This window comes from Luteibacter rhizovicinus DSM 16549 (assembly GCF_001887595.1).
Lineage (GTDB): Bacteria > Pseudomonadota > Gammaproteobacteria > Xanthomonadales > Rhodanobacteraceae > Luteibacter > Luteibacter rhizovicinus.
This window is the reverse complement of record NZ_CP017480.1, coordinates 1,998,412-2,013,594: the sequence shown is the minus strand read 5'-3', so window position 1 is coordinate 2,013,594 and position 15,183 is coordinate 1,998,412. Positions and strand designations below refer to the sequence as shown.

Annotated in this window: 11 protein-coding genes and 1 riboswitch; of the genes, 9 read left to right on the top strand and 2 right to left on the bottom strand. The window is 65.9% G+C overall.

Features of this window, described 5'->3' with window-relative positions; genetic code table 11:
* Positions 1-118: 118 nt before the first annotated feature.
* Positions 119-2,725, bottom strand: a complete 2,607-nt coding sequence (locus tag BJI69_RS09050) for an alpha-L-rhamnosidase (protein WP_052767254.1) — start codon at positions 2,723-2,725, stop codon at positions 119-121.
* A 131-nt stretch (positions 2,726-2,856) separates the two neighbouring features.
* On the opposite strand from BJI69_RS09050, the gene BJI69_RS09045 reads away from it, so the two are divergent.
* Entirely contained in the window at positions 2,857-3,303 is a 447-nt protein-coding gene (locus BJI69_RS09045; RefSeq protein WP_046968330.1) for a DUF2501 domain-containing protein, read from the top strand.
* Between the two features lie 72 nt (positions 3,304-3,375).
* A complete protein-coding gene (locus tag BJI69_RS09040; protein ID WP_046968329.1) occupies positions 3,376-4,284 on the top strand; it encodes an SDR family oxidoreductase in 909 nt (302 codons plus the stop codon).
* Positions 4,285-4,397: 113 nt separating this feature from the next.
* Here BJI69_RS09040 and BJI69_RS09035 read toward each other — a convergent pair whose 3' ends face one another.
* Positions 4,398-7,232 (bottom strand): hybrid sensor histidine kinase/response regulator, encoded by a 2,835-nt coding sequence (locus BJI69_RS09035; protein WP_052767253.1) that lies wholly within the window; start codon positions 7,230-7,232, stop codon positions 4,398-4,400.
* A 191-nt stretch (positions 7,233-7,423) separates the two neighbouring features.
* Positions 7,424-7,635: riboswitch (cobalamin riboswitch) on the top strand.
* 167 nt (positions 7,636-7,802) lie between these two features.
* On the opposite strand from BJI69_RS09035, the gene BJI69_RS09030 reads away from it, so the two are divergent.
* From BJI69_RS09030 to BJI69_RS22515, 7 genes are all read left to right on the top strand, one after another.
* The gene (locus BJI69_RS09030) at positions 7,803-10,307 is read left to right on the top strand and encodes a ribonucleoside-diphosphate reductase subunit alpha (protein WP_425476879.1); all 2,505 of its coding nucleotides are present in this window, start codon (positions 7,803-7,805) and stop codon (positions 10,305-10,307) included.
* A gap of 189 nt (positions 10,308-10,496) precedes the next feature.
* A complete protein-coding gene (locus tag BJI69_RS09025; RefSeq protein ID WP_046968328.1) occupies positions 10,497-11,525 on the top strand; it encodes a ribonucleotide-diphosphate reductase subunit beta in 1,029 nt (342 codons plus the stop codon).
* Between the two features lie 55 nt (positions 11,526-11,580).
* Complete coding sequence (locus BJI69_RS09020; protein WP_046968327.1) at positions 11,581-11,970, top strand: acyl-CoA thioesterase; 390 nt, start codon at positions 11,581-11,583, stop codon at positions 11,968-11,970.
* Between the two features lie 151 nt (positions 11,971-12,121).
* The gene (locus BJI69_RS09015; RefSeq protein WP_211258519.1) at positions 12,122-12,565 is read left to right on the top strand and encodes a MerR family transcriptional regulator; all 444 of its coding nucleotides are present in this window, start codon (positions 12,122-12,124) and stop codon (positions 12,563-12,565) included.
* Positions 12,562-13,554: an aldo/keto reductase gene (locus tag BJI69_RS09010; RefSeq protein WP_046968325.1), complete on the top strand. Its 993-nt coding sequence runs from the start codon at positions 12,562-12,564 to the stop codon at positions 13,552-13,554. Before BJI69_RS09015 ends, BJI69_RS09010 begins: the two co-directional genes overlap by 4 nt.
* Before the next feature lie 62 nt (positions 13,555-13,616).
* Positions 13,617-14,444 (top strand): NADPH-dependent 7-cyano-7-deazaguanine reductase QueF, encoded by an 828-nt coding sequence (gene queF, locus BJI69_RS09005; RefSeq protein WP_046968324.1) that lies wholly within the window; start codon positions 13,617-13,619, stop codon positions 14,442-14,444.
* A 131-nt stretch (positions 14,445-14,575) separates the two neighbouring features.
* Complete coding sequence (locus BJI69_RS22515) at positions 14,576-15,160, top strand: hypothetical protein (protein WP_071924912.1); 585 nt, start codon at positions 14,576-14,578, stop codon at positions 15,158-15,160.
* The last annotated feature ends 23 nt before the right edge of the window (positions 15,161-15,183 follow it).

Genomic DNA, 15,183 nt, shown 5'->3' with positions numbered 1-15,183 from the left:
ACCGTCACCCTGTGCTTTCCCCGTCTATGCATTAACGGCCGGAATTCGCAGGTCTTTACGACGGCTTTATGAACGGCGCAGGCCTCGCTCTGTGTGGGAGCCGCTTCAGCGGCGATCCCTACGGAGCACCCAAATGATGATCCCCCGACCCCACAACCTTGTCCGACCGCCCAGGCAGCCCGATGACCGCCTCCGCCCCCACAGGCACATGCACATCCAGCTCCACCCGCCCACCGACCTTCCGCCAGGCCACCGAAGCCTCCCCATAAGGCGTCATCACCGCCGCCGATGCATGGTCCAGCCACGCGGTCACCGCCGGCCGCACCTCGATCCTCCGCCAACCCGGTTCCAACGGCCGCAACCCGGCAACATCACCGAACAGCCAGTCATCCACCGTGCCGAGGAAATAATGTCCCCGCGAGCGCGAGGCCAGCTTCCAGTGCTCCCACAGGCTGGTCGCGCCGTTCGCCCGCCAGAAGCCCCAACTCGGAAAGCTCACTTGCGTGGCGATGCGCCAGGCCTCGTCGGCGTGCCCCGTGGCGGTAAGCACCGGCAGGATAATCTTGGTCGCCAGGGCGCCGGTATCGAGGTGGTCGCCCCGGGCCTTCGCATCCGCCGCCACGCCGGCGGCGACGCGATCGCGCAAGTCGTCGGGCACCAGCCCGAAGGCCAGCGCCAGCAGGTTGTGCGCCTGGCGATAGCCCTTATCGCCCTCGCCCCGGTAGCGACCGGCTACGCGATCGAGGAAGCGTGCATTGAAGGCATCGCGCACGAGATCCGCCTGCGCATCGAATCCCGCCGCACGTGTTGTGTCGCCGCGCAGGCGAAGCATGTCCGCGGTGACGCGCTGCATGCGATACAGGTACGCCGTGGCGGCGACGCGTTTGTCTTCCGGCGCATTCTCACCACCCGGGTCGGTTTCCGGACTCACCCAGTCGCCCAGTTCGGTATCGGCAATGCCGCCGGGCGAACGCGCGTTCTCCATCGCCACATAGCGCGCGATGCCTTCGATATGTTCATCGATGGGACGGCGGTCACCCGCGTTCATCCAGAGTGACCACGGCACCAGCACATAGGCGGCGTGCCAGGTCGGCGCGCGGACGTCGCCCCAGCCGGGATTCGGCGCGATCAGCAAAGGCGAACCATCCGCCTTGCGCGTATCGGCGATGTCGCGCACCCACTTCGCCAGCAGGCGATCGGCATCGACGTTGCGCAGGAACATATCCGCGCCGAGCATGCCGTCGCCGGTCCAGCCGTTCTTCTCGTACATCGGCGTATCGGTGGGGATGCCGTAGAGGTTGTTGAGCAAGGTGTCGACCGCGGCGCGATGAATCCAGTCGAGCAACGGGTTCGCGCTCTCGAAGCGGCCGGTCACGGCGACGTCGGTATGCACGACCTGCGCGGTGACGGCACCGAGTGCCGGTTCGCCGCCCGGCCAGCCTTCGACCTGCACGTAGCGGAATCCCTTGTAGGAGAACCGCGGATGCCAGCGCTCGCGCGTGCCGGCAAGCGTGAGCCGATCCGTCTGGAATCCCGCCTTGAAATAGTGATGCTCATCGCGCGCATCCACCGTGCCATCGGGCATCAGCTTCTCGCCGTAATGCGCCGTGATCGTCGTCCCCGCCGGACCCGTCACGTCGAATGTCGCCCAGCCGGCGATGACGCGAGCGAAGGCGAAGACGAACACGCCGGGCTTCGGCTCGGTCACCGACGTGGCGTGCAAGGTGTCGATCACGCGGATCGGCTGTTCGGTCTGCGCGACGAGTTTGCCGCGCGGCACGGGAAGCACGGCCGCCGGCACCCACGTCCTCGGTGTCGATGCACGCGCGTCGTAGGTTTCACCACCGTAGAGATCGTCCAGACGTGTCGGGCCGTCGGCCATGCGCCAGCTGTCGTCGGTGACGATGTCCTGCACGTGTCCGTCGTCATAGCGAATGCGCAGTAACGCACGCAGTCGCGGCTGCCCGTGCCAGGGCGCGCGCTCCCAATGCCAGACGTTCGGGTTGGTCATGCCGTAGAAGCCGCGGCCCAGTTCGGCAGCGAGCGTATGTTCGCCTGGCGTCAGCGGGACATCGTTGGCGACCACTTCCACGCGCTTGTCGTAGTCGGTGAAGCCGGGGGAAAGCACGGCATCGCTCACCGGACGCCCATCGACGGAGAGGTCGGCGTACCCGCCCGCCGCGACGTAAAGCGTCGCGCGCGTGGCGTTCGCATCGACATGAAAGACCTTGCGCAGCAGCGGTGCGGGCACACTTGTCGCGTCGGCCTTGCCGATCCACTTCGCGCCGTGCCAGCCCGGCTCGTCGAGCGCGGTGTCGAAGTGCGACGTCGTGCTGCCGTTGCCGTCCGAGGTCTGGACTTCGGCGCGCCACTCGTAGCGTTGCCCTGGCAGGAGCGCGGGACCCGCGTAGTCGATGTCGAAGGATTGCGGCGAGCGGACGTCACCGCTGTCCCAGACGGGCTTGCCTTCGTGCGTTACGACGATGCGATAGCCGGTCTGGCGTGTCCCATTGACTGGTGACGCGATGAGCCAGGAGAAGCGCGGGGTGGGTGTGTCTACGTAGCTGGGGGTGTTGCTGCGTTCGACGCGGGGGGATTGGATGGAAAGGTTACCGCTAGCACCCTTCGCCGATGAATCGGCTCCCACAGAGGGCGAGGCACCCGCGAACGGCGAGGCCGCCAGGGTCAGCAGGAGGGCGGTGGGCAGGAGGCGGGTGCTTGGCAAGGCCGGGACCGATGCGAGGGAGAACGGTCGAGCATAACCGGCAAGAAGAAGGCCTGCCGGAGGACCGCTTACATCCGTCTAACGCGCGAAGGTTTATCCCTTCCGGACCTCGACCCTCCGGAGCCAACGTCATGAAGACCGTCCTCGCCGGCATCGCCCTCACCCTCGCCATCGCCGCTCCTGTGGCATCCGCCGGTCAGCTCGACAAGCTGATGGGTGGATCGTCCAGCAGCTCGCTCACCTCCGGCAGCATGGGCAACGTCGCCGGCATCCTGCAGTACTGCGTCACCAACAATTACCTCGGCGGCGACAGTGGCGCTTCGGGCGTGAAGGACCAGTTGCTCGGCAAACTGGGTGGCGGCTCATCCGCGACCGCCGCCGCGCCGACGCAGGACAAGGGTTATCTCGACGGCGCCAAGGGCCTGCTCAAGTCCAAGGACGGCAAGACCGTGGATCTGGGCGGCGCGGCCAGCTCGGACAGCTCACCCATGGGCGACATGAAAGCCAAGGTCACCAAGAAGGCCTGCGATGTCGTGCTCAAGCAGGGCAAGGGCATGCTCGGCGGCATGGGCAAATGACATGACGTGGACGGGACATGGACGTCCCGCCCCGTAAACCGGGAGATCTCTCTCCACTGTGAGGATCTCCCCATGGCGAAGCACGCCACGTACGACCCCTACACGATGCGCGACCCGCGCACGCAATATCCGCAACCGGACTTTTCCAAGCAGCCGCAACCGGCACCCGGCCTCGCTGCCGACATGGTGCCGAAGCCTGACCACGGCGAGACCAGTTACCGCGGCAACGGCCGCCTGAAGGGTCGCAAGGCCCTGGTCACCGGCGGCGACTCCGGCATCGGCCGCGCGGCGGCGATCGCGTTCGCGCGTGAAGGCGCCAGCGTGATGATCAACTATCTCCCCGAAGAACAGGAAGACGCCGACGACGTGATCGCCCTGCTCACGGGCGAAGGCCATACCGTGTTCGGCGTGCCGGGCGACCTGAAGGACGAAGCCTTCTGCAAGCAACTCGTCGCCCGGGCTGTGAAGGACCTGGGCGGTCTCGACATCCTCGCGAACGTGGCGGGACGCCAGCAGTTCGCCAAGTCCATCGCCGACCTGGACAGCGCGGCATTCCAGGCAACCTTCCAGACCAACGTGTTCGCGCTCTTCTGGCTATGCAAGGCGGCCCTGCCGCACATGCCGCCCGGTGCGGCGATCGTGAATACCGCGTCGATCCAGGCGTATGAGCCTTCGGACATCCTGCTCGACTACGCGCCCACGAAGGCGGCTATCGTCGCCTTCACCAAGGCGCTGGCGAAGCAGGCTGCGGAGAAAGGCATCCGCGTAAATGCGGTGGCACCGGGTCCGGTGTGGACGCCATTACAGCCGAGTGGCGGACAGCCCCAGGACAAGCTGGTCGAGTTCGGCAAGAACGTGCCGCTGAAGCGCCCGGGACAGCCGGTCGAGTGCGCGCCGGTATATGTGCTGCTGGCGTCGCAGGAGGCGAGCTTTATTACGGGCGAGACGTATGGGGTGACCGGGGGGCATATGTTGCCCTGAGGCGAGCACCCATCGCCGATGAATCGGCTCCCACCAGAGCCCGATAACCTGCTCGGTAGGAGCCGGTTTATCGGCGATGCTCTCCTGTGGGAGCCGCTTCAGCGGCGATGCCCTTACGATCCCCGCGTGATCCGCCCGATGGCCTCGATCAGGTCCGCCACGCCGTAGGGCTTCACGATGATCGCCGTACGCGCATCGCGCTCGACGCCGTTGGCGGTCTGGTCGCCGGTGGCGAAAAGCACCGGCAGCGACGGCTGTGCCTCACGCATGCGCTCGGCGACCTCGACACCATTCATCCCGGGCAGGCCGACGTCGGTGAGCAGGATGTCGATATCCTCGGCGCCGTGCCAGCGCATGGCCTCGATGCCGTCGCCCGCTTCGAAGACGATGTGCCCGCGGCTCTCGAGCATCTCGGCAATGGACATGCGGATGAGTGCATCATCCTCGACCACCAGCACACGCAACGAGGCCGGGGCACCCTTCGGCGAGGGCATCGACGGCGCCGGCGCGGCCTTGGGATCGCCCGGTGTGCGCGGCACCCGGCCGGCGAGTACATGGCGGATCTTTCGCGCCAGGGCCTCACGCGAATACGGTTTGCTCAGCAACTCCACGCCTTCGTCCAGGCGGCCGCCGTGCACGATGGCATTTTCGGTATAGCCGGAAGTGAACAGCACGCCGATGCCAGGCTGACGCTCGGCAGCCTTGCGTGCCAGCTCCGGGCTGCGCAGGGGACCGGGCATGACGACATCGGTAAACAGCAGGTCGATGGCGATGCCGCTTTCGATGATCGACAACGCACTTTCCGCATCGCGCGCCTTCAGCACGCGATAACCGAGATCGGCGAGCAGCCCGACCACCGTCTCGCGTACCGCCTCGTCGTCCTCGGCCACGAGAATGGTTTCGTCGCCACCGCGCACGCCTTCTTCCTCGACCTCGACCACACGGTCTTCGCCCTGCACCGAGCGCGGCAGGTAGATCTTCACCGTCGTGCCTTCGCCGGGCTCGCTGTAGATTTTCACGTGGCCGCCGGACTGTTTCACGAAGCCATAGACCATCGACAGGCCCAGGCCCGTGCCACGACCTTCGGGCTTGGTCGTGAAGAACGGATCGAATACCTGGCCAAGGATGTCCTGCGGGATGCCGGCGCCGGTGTCGGTCACGGCGAGCATCACGTACTGGCCGGGACGCAGGTCACCATGCGCCTTGGCATAGGCGTCGTCGAGCAGCGCGTTACCCGCTTCCACGGTCAGGCGGCCCTGGCCGTTCATCGCATCCCGCGCGTTGATCGCCAGGTTGAGCAGCGCGTTCTCGACGTTGGACGGATCCACCAGGGTGTTCCACAAGCCACCCGCGATCACCGTTTCCACGTCGATGGCCTCGCCGAGCGCGCGACGCAGCAGCTCGTCCATATCGCGAATGAAGCGACCGATGTTGACGACCTTCGGCGCCAGCGGCTGGCGGCGTCCGAAGGCGAGCAGCTGGGCGGCGAGTTTGGACCCGCGCGTGACACCGGCCATCGCATTGGCGACGCGGCGCTCGGCCCGCTCGTTGCCGGATACATCGGTGGCGAGTAACTGCAGGTTGCCGCTGATGACCTGGAGCAGGTTATTGAAATCATGGGCGACACCGCCGGTGAGGTTACCGATGGCGTCCATCTTCTGCGCCTGACGCAGTTGTTCCTGGGTGACCTCCAGCGCCGCCTCGCGCTCACGCTCGGCCGAGACATCGCGGGCCACGGCGAAAATCAGGCCCTCACTCGGGACCGCGCGCCAGGAAAGCGTACGCAGGCCGCCGTCGGCGGTGCGATAGCGGTTCTCGAAACGGAGCGTCGCCTCACCGTCGGAAAGATGGCCGGTCTCGTCCTGGGTACGGAAAATGTCGTCCGGGTGGACGAAGTCGAGGTAGGAGCGGCCGACCGTATCGCGCTCGCTCCAGCCCAGGATGGCGGTCCACGCCGGGTTGACCGACAGCAGGCGCGTGTCGGTGTCGGCGACGACCAGGATGTCGCTGGACAGGGTCCAGACCCGGTCACGCTCGTACGTGCGCTCGACGACCTGGCGTTCCAGGTCTTTGGCGAGCGTCCGTAACTCGTGCTCGGCGCGGCGCCGTTCAACGGCCACGCGCGTGCGGCTGGCCACCTCGCTGACGAAGCTGATCTCTTCCTCGGGCCACGCGCGGGGGTGTTCATGATTGAGATAGAGCAAGGCGACGAAGCCACCCCGCTCGGTCACCGGCATATTGATGAAGGACAGGGCACTGATCCCCGCCAGCGCATCGGCCGTCGCCGCGGTCCGTGGATCGGTCCGGGCGTCGGTCACCACGGCGGTCACGCCGCGCTTGAGGTCGTCGATGTAGCTGCCGTAGTCGCGAAAGCGCAGCAGGCCGGCGAGCGTGGTGATCCCCGGGGCATTCCAGTCGCGCTCCACGGTGATCGTCTCCGCGACCGGATCGATCGTGCCATAGCCGGCGCGACTGACCTTCAGCGTCCGGCCGAGTACCTCGGCGACACGATAGGCAATCTCGGCAGGATCTTCCAGGTCACGCAACAGATTGCCGATCTCGATCAAGGCGAGACGGCGATCGTCGGCCGCACCGTCACCGCCCGCACCCTCGGCGACCGGGCGGATCGTCACCGCCACGCTGGCCGTTGCGCCCGGGCGCGCTTCGAGCGACACCCGTACAGGCAGGCCATCCGCCGTGCCCAGGGCCAGCTCGCGCACGCCGTTACCCGGAACGACCAGTGGCAGGGCGGCGAGAAGGCGGTCCCGGCTCTCACTGTCCCACAGGCCGAGGAACCCCGAGGGCTCGTGCTCGCGCAGGCGTGCCGTGACCCAGGCGTTGGCGTAGATCAGCTCCCCCGTCGCCGACAGGGCGGCAAAGCCGAACGTCAGGCCATCGAGCGCATGGGAAAGGAGGGTCTGGTCCTGCAATGCGAACGATGAGGGCATCGGAAATGCAATCGTGGGTTGGTGATGGCCGGCGATTTTATCGGTTCGTTGTGGTTCCCTTTGTGTAGACGGTCTTCACAAAATCGTCATGCGCCAGCGCATCAAAACCGCTTGACAAAGGCGACTCCCAAGCCGATCAAGCACCTAGGGCAAACACCCTACATCTTGTGTTGACGCACCCCCCAGCCAGCTATATCGTGTGTCCCGTTGGTGTCCGGAGAGGCGCGACTGCCCGTCGGACTTAATAGGGAATACCGGTGTGAATCCGGAACTGCCCCGCAGCGGTAAGTGGAAACGATCCCGTTCTATGCACTGGTCCTACGGGGACTGGGAAGCGACGGGTAGGCGGGCCGAGAGGCCCACGTCCACAAGTCCGAAGACCTGCCAGCAATCGGAGCCCGAGCGGCCTCGATAGCAGTGACGGCTTCCGCGGGGAAGCACGTCGCGGACCGGAGCCCTTCGCGGCGCTCCGTCCTCGACGATTCCCGCGTTTCACCGCCATCGCATCGAGCCGGTTCCTCGGGAACGGGGTTTGACCAAGGCCATGGGGCTGCCAACACAATGACGACGATGGATTCCGCAGCGCGCGAGCGCACCGAGACGGCCGATGCGGCCGCCACCCCCTCCGCAGCAACCGACAAGGCGCCTGCCGCCGGTTACAAGAACGACGTGCCGCCGGCCTTCGCGCTGACGCCGCCGCACAACCCCGGCCAGATGCGCGTGACCAAGCGCAACGGCGGCCACGAAGTGGTCGACGTGAACAAGATCGTGCGCGCGGTGACGCGCAGCGCCGATGGCCTGTTTGCGGTCGATCCGATGCGCGTGGCGCTGAAGACGATCGGCGGCCTGTACGACGGCGCCACCACCCAGGAACTCGACCAGCTGTCGATCCGCACCTCGGCGGCCCTCACCGCCGAAGAGCCGGAGTACGGCCAGCTCGCCGCGCGCCTGCTCGCCGCTTTCGTCGACAAGGAAGTGTCGGGCCAGGACATCCAGTCGTTCTCGCAGTCGATCTCCGCCGGCTTCGACCTGGGCATCCTCAACGAGCGCCTCCGCGACTTCGTGCAGATCAACGCGCGCAAGCTCAACGATGCGATCGACACGACCGGTTCGCGCCGCTTCGAATACTTCGGCCTGCGCACCGTGTACGACCGTTACCTGCTGCGCCATCCGACCAAGCGCTTCGTGATCGAAACGCCGCAGTACTTCTTCATGCGCATCGCCTGCGCGCTCGGTGGCAACGATGTCGCCGAGACGCTCGAGCTGTATCGCATGCTGTCGTCGCTCGAATACCTGGCCAGCTCGCCGACCCTGTTCAACGCCGGCACGGCGCACGAGCAGCTGTCGTCGTGCTTCCTGCTCGACTCGCCGCAGGACGCGCTGGAATCCATCTACGCCAAGTATGGCGACGTGGCCCAGCTGTCGAAGTTCGCCGGTGGCATCGGCCTGGCCTACTCTCGCATCCGTTCGCGCGGTTCGCTGATCAAGGGCACCAATGGCCACTCCAACGGCCTCGTGCCCTGGCTGAAGACGCTCGACGCGTCCGTGGCCGCGGTAAACCAGGGTGGCAAGCGCAAGGGCGCGGCCTGCGTGTACCTGGAATCCTGGCACGCGGATATCGAGGAATTCCTCGAACTGCGCGAGAACACCGGCGACGACGCACGCCGCACGCACAACCTGAATCTGGCCAACTGGGTCCCGGATCTCTTCATGCGCCGCGTGGAGACCGATGGCGACTGGTCGCTGTTCGATCCGAAGATCGTCCCGCACTTCGTCGATACCTGGGGCCCGACCTTCGAAGCCGCCTATGAAAAGGCCGAGGCCGAAGGCCTCGCCGCGAAGTCGATCAAGGCGCGTGAGCTCTACGCCCGCATGCTGCGTTCGCTGGCCCAGACCGGCAACGGCTGGATGACCTTCAAGGATCGCTCCAACGCGACCAGCAACCAGACCGCCCTGCCGCAGAACGTGATCCACCTGTCGAACCTGTGCACCGAGATCCTCGAAGTGACCTCGGAAGGCGAGACGGCCGTGTGCAACCTCGGCTCGGTGAACCTCGCCCGCCACGTGGTGGACGGCCAGTTCGACTACGACAAGCTCGCCACCACGGTGCGCACCGCCGTACGCCAGCTCAACCGCGTCATCGACCTCAACTTCTACCCGATCGCCACGGCGAAGACGGCGAACATGAAGTGGCGCCCGGTCGGTCTCGGCGTGATGGGCCTGCAGGACGTCTTCTTCAAGCTGCGCCTGCCGTTCGATTCGGAAGAAGCCCGCAAGCTGTCGACGCGCATCCAGGAAGAGATCTACTTCCATGCGCTGTCCATGTCCAACGAGATCGCCGAGCGCGATGGCCCGCTGCCGGGCTTCGAAGAGACGCGTTCGGCCAACGGCGAGATGCAGTTCGACTACTGGCCGACGGCGACGCCGACCGACCTCGATGGCCGCTGGGCCGAGCTGCGCGAGAAGATCAAGGCCAAGGGCCTGCGCAACTCGCTGCTCATCGCCATCGCACCGACCGCGACGATTGCCTCGATCGCCGGTTGCTACGAGTGCATCGAGCCGCAGGTGTCCAACCTGTTCAAGCGCGAGACACTGTCGGGCGACTTCCTCGTGGTCAACCGCTACCTGGTCGACGAACTGAAGACGCTGGGCCTGTGGACCGCCGAAGTGCGCGACCAGATCAAGCTCGCCGAAGGTTCGGTACAAGGCATCAACGCTATCCCGGCGCGGCTGCGCGAGGTGTACCGCACCACGTGGGAACTGCCGCAGAAGGCCCTCATCGACCTCGCCGCCTCGCGCGGTGCGTACATCGACCAGAGCCAGTCGCTGAACCTGTTCATGGAGAACCCGAACATCGGCCAGCTCTCCTCCATGTACATGTACGCGTGGAAGTCGGGCGTCAAGACGACCTACTACCTGCGCTCGCGTCCTGCCACGCGCATCGCCAAGACCACCGTGAGCTCCCCGGCCGCCGTCCAGGCACCGATCGCTCCGGTCGCCGATGCGCAGGAACAGGCCGAAGCCGCGGTGTTCTGCTCGCTCGAGAACCCCGAGTACTGCGAAGCCTGCCAGTAACAACAGCAACAACATCTGTAACTCCGCAACACCGCAACACTGTCCCTGTAGGAGCCGATTCATCGGCGATAGGGTGCTCGCGACGAGCCTGCCCGCTGCCGCGGATCGCCGCTGAAGCGGCTCCTACAGAGACCTTGCATACCGATGCTGGCGCGACCCCGCGCCGCTCACCCATTCCCGAGGTACCCGATGTCCGCTGCACCGATCACCCGCGACTCCAACATCCTCGACCCCGGCTTCGAACTGACGCTGCGGCCGATGAAGTATCCGCAGTTCTACGAGATGTACCGCTCCGCTATCCGCAACACCTGGACGGTGGAAGAAGTCGACTTCTCGCTGGACACGTCGGACCTGAAGTCGAAGATGTCGGACGCGGATCGCCACCTCATCCATCGCCTGGTGGCCTTCTTCGCCACCGGCGACACGATCGTGTCGAACAACCTGGTGCTGAACCTGTACCAGCACATCAATTCGCCCGAAGCGCGCATGTACCTCTCGCGCCAGCTGTATGAAGAAGCGCTGCACGTGCAGTTCTACCTCACCCTGCTCGACACCTATATTCCGGAACCCTCGGAGCGCAACAAGGCGTTCGCGGCGATCGAAAGCATCCCGTCCATCGCGGCCAAGGGCGAGTTCTGCTTCAAGTGGATCGACTCGATCCAGGGCCTCCATCGTCTGGAAACCCGCGAGCACCGTCGCCAGTTCCTGCTCAACCTGATTTGCTTCGCCGCCTGCATCGAAGGCCTGTTCTTCTTCGCCGCCTTCGCCTACGTGTACTACCTGCGTTCGCGCGGCCTGCTGCACGGCCTGGCCTCGGGCACCAACTGGGTCTTCCGTGACGAGTCCGGCCACATGGCCTTCGCCTTCGAAGTCGTCCGCACCGTGCGCGAGCAGGAGCCAGACCTCTTCGACGACGAGATGCGCATGCAGGTCGAAGCCATGCTCGAAGACGCCATCGCCTGCGAAACCCTGTTCGCCCAGGACGTGCTCTCGGGCGGCGTCGCCGGCCTCTCGGTCACCGACATGCGCCAGTACCTCGAGTACTGCGCCGACCAGCGCCTCGTGCAGCTGGACATGCCGAAGAAGTACGGCTCGAAGAACCCGTTCGACTTCATGGACCTGCAGGACGTCCAGGAACTGACCAACTTCTTCGAGCGCCGCGTTTCCTCGTACCAGGTCGGCGTGGAAGGCGAAGTCGCCTTCGACCAGTCGTTCTGACGGCCCTTCCTGTTGCAGTGCCTGTATCATTGCTGCACTGCAACAGGAACCGCCCATGACCGACATCGCCCACCCCATCGAGGCCCGCGTCCTCGAAATCGTCTTCCCCGACCACACCAACCACCTCGGCACGCTGTTCGGCGGCCAGGCGCTGGCGTGGATGGATAAGGCGGCCTTTCTCGCCGCCTCGCGCTACTCCCGGAAGATCGTCGTCACCGCCCGCTCGGAGCAGGTCGACTTCCACGTCCCGGTACGCAAGGGCCAGATGGTCGAGCTGATCGCCACGGTCGTCTCGGTCGGCCGCACCTCGATGAAGATCGACGTCGCCATGTACACCGAAGACCTGCTCACCGGCGCGCGCGAGCTGTGCACGCGTGGCACGTTCACCATGATCGCGCTCGATGCCGATCACAAGCCGACGCCGGTGCAGCCGCTGCCGGCCTGACGCTGCCGGCCTGACGTCACCGGCCTGACGCTGGCCGCAACCTTGCCCGCTGCCGCGGGTTCGCCGATGAATCGGCTCCTACCGAAGCGTATGCCAAGCCTGTTGACTTAGAGCGCACTCGAAGGCGTACGCTCCTCGAATGCCCAATTCGATGACCATCGCCGAGGCCGCTCTCGCCACCGGCCTCACCACGCATACGCTGCGGTATTACGAGCAGATCGGCCTGATCGATCCGGTGCCGCGGCGGAGTGGCCAGCGTGTCTACGGCGAGGCCGAGATGCGTTTCATCCACTTCGTGCTCAAGCTACGTGCCACCGGCATGCCTATGCGGGTGATCCAGGAATACGCCGAGCTGCGTCGCCAGGGCGAAACGCCCGAGAGCATCCGCCTGCGCGGCGATCTCCTGGCACGCCATGCCGCCACCCTGCGCGACGAGCTGGTCACGCTCACCGAGACGATCGGGCGGCTGGACGAAAAAATCGCCCTGTACCGCTCGATGTACGTCGAAGACGGCGCCCCTTCCCCCGCCGAAGCACCGACGCCACCCGCGCCGGTGCCGGCTGCCATCCCCTCGAGACGCAGGAGAAATGCATGAAGACCCGCCAACTTGGAACGCATGGACCGCAGGTGTCCCTGCTCGGCCTCGGCTGCATGGGCATGAGCGAGTTCTACGGCGCCGGTGACGAGAAGGAATCGATCGCCACCCTCGAGCGCGCGCTCGAACTCGGGATCACCTTCTGGGACACCTCCGACGCGTATGGCCCGCACACCAACGAAGAACTGCTCGGCCGCACGCTCGCCGGCCGCCGCGACCAGGTCTTCCTGGCCACGAAGTTCGGCATCGTGCGCGATCCGAACGACCCGACCAAGCGCGGCATCAGCGGTCGGCCCGAGTACGTGCGTCAGTCCGTCGAAGGCAGCCTGCGCCGCCTGAAGACCGATGTCATCGACCTCTATTACCAGCACCGTGTCGACCAGACCGTGCCGATCGAGGAAACCATCGGCGCCATGGCGCGCCTGGTCGAGGAAGGCAAGGTGCGTTACCTGGGCCTGTCCGAGGCCTCGGCCGAATCCATTCGCAAAGCGGTCAGCGTGCATCCGATCACCGCACTGCAGAGCGAGTATTCGCTGTGGACGCGCGATCCGGAGACGACGGGCACCCTGGCCGCCTGCCGCGAACATGGCATCGCCCTGGTCGCCTATAGCCCGCTGGGTCGTGGTTTCCTCACCGGCGCGATCACCCGGCCGGAGGATTTTGCCGAGGACGACTACCGCCGGCTCAACCCGCGCTTCGTCGGCGAGAACTTCCAGAAGAACGTCGCCATCGTCGACAAGGTGAAGACCTTCGCCGCCGACAAGGGCTGCACGCCCGGCCAGCTGGCCCTGGCATGGGTACTGGCCAAGGGCGAGGACATCATCCCGATCCCGGGCACCAAGCGCCGCACCTACCTGGACGAGAACGCCGCTGCCGTCGATGTCGTCCTGAGCGCGGCCGAGGTCGCCGAGATCGACGCGATCTTCCCGCCAGATTCCGCCGCCGGCGAGCGCTACCAGGCCAACATGATGGGTTTCATCAACGCCTGATCCGTGAACGGCAGCCCCGCCCCGGTTAACGGGGGTGGGGCTTCCCTCCCTATAATGGGCGGATGTCATCTCCCGATCATTCGCCGCTGGGCAAGGCCACCGTCTACGCCGACCGCTACGACGCCGGGCTGCTCTATCCCATTCCCCGCCAGGGCAAGCGCGACGAAATCGGCGTCTCCGCCGACGCGCTGCCGTTCCACGGCGTGGATGTATGGAACGGCTACGAGCTGTCCTGGCTGGACCTGCGTGGCAAACCCGTCGTCGCGGTCGCCGAATTCCGCTTTCCGGCGACGACACCGAACATCGTCGAATCCAAGTCGTTCAAGCTCTACCTGAACAGCTTCGCCCAGGAACGCCTGGCCGATGCCGCCGCCGTGGGCGCGATCCTCGTCCGCGACCTGTCGGCGGCAGCCGGAGGCCCCGCCGAGGTGATCCTGCGGGCACCGGGCGACCTCGACGGGACACCGATCGGTGAACCCGAAGGCGCTCTCCTGGACGTCCAGGAGCTCGACTTCGACAGCTACGGCCCGCCCCGCCCGGATTTCCTGGCGACCCACGAAGGCGACGCCCGGGAAGTACTGGTCTCGCACCTGCTGCGCTCCAATTGCCCGGTCACCGGCCAGCCCGACTGGGGCAGCGTGCAGATCGCCTATACAGGCGCGCCGATCGACCGCGCCGGCCTGCTCCGTTACCTGGTTTCCTTCCGCAGCCACACCGAATTCCACGAGCAGTGCGTCGAACGCATCTTCATGGACATCCGCGAACGCTGCGCGCCACGCGAGCTGGCCGTGTATGCGCGTTACACGCGCCGCGGCGGCCTCGACATCAATCCGTTCCGCAGCACGGACCCGGCCGCCGTGCCCGGCAATCCGCGCGGCGCGCGGCAATAATGAATGCACCGTTCATGCGTTCTTCATTGGTCTTGCCTTTAGTTGTGTAGCCTGTAACCTGCCGCGGCCAAGGGGATCGGTCCCTGTGCCTCGTCCCATTCGACTTTGATCAGCACTATCGGAATCCAGACATGAAGCTTTCCTTCCGTTCGTCCGCCCTCGCCACGGCCACCGTCGCCGGTCTGCTGGTCCTCACCGCCTGCGGCAAGAAGGAAGATCAGCAAAACGCCGCGCCGGCGCCGGCTGCTACCGCTCCGGCTGCCGCCAGCACCGCTCCGGCCGCTGCTCCCGCCGCCACGACCACCGCTGCCGTCGCTGCTCCGGCTGCCCAGCCCGTTGCCGCGCCCGCTGCCCCGGCTGCCGCTGCCGACACGCTGAAGGTCGGCGCGGTCACCCTCGGCAACGCCGTCGGCGCCGACAAGAAGGTCGCCAAGGCGAAGAACGCCTTCGCTCCGTCCGACAAGACCATCTACGCTTCGGTCGCCACCGACGGCACGACCGCCGGCGCCACGCTGAATGCGAAGTGGACCTACCAGGACGGCGACACCGCCACCACGGTCAGCGACATCAGCCAGTCGATCAGCACGGACGGCCCGGCCGTCACCACGTTCAAGATCCAGAATCCGAACGAGTGGCCGGAAGGCAAGTACAAGGTCGCCATCTCGCTCAACGGCCAGGCCGTGGGCAACGAAGCGTTCGAGGTCAAGAAGAAGTAATTACTTCTTCCGCGAATGTTTCA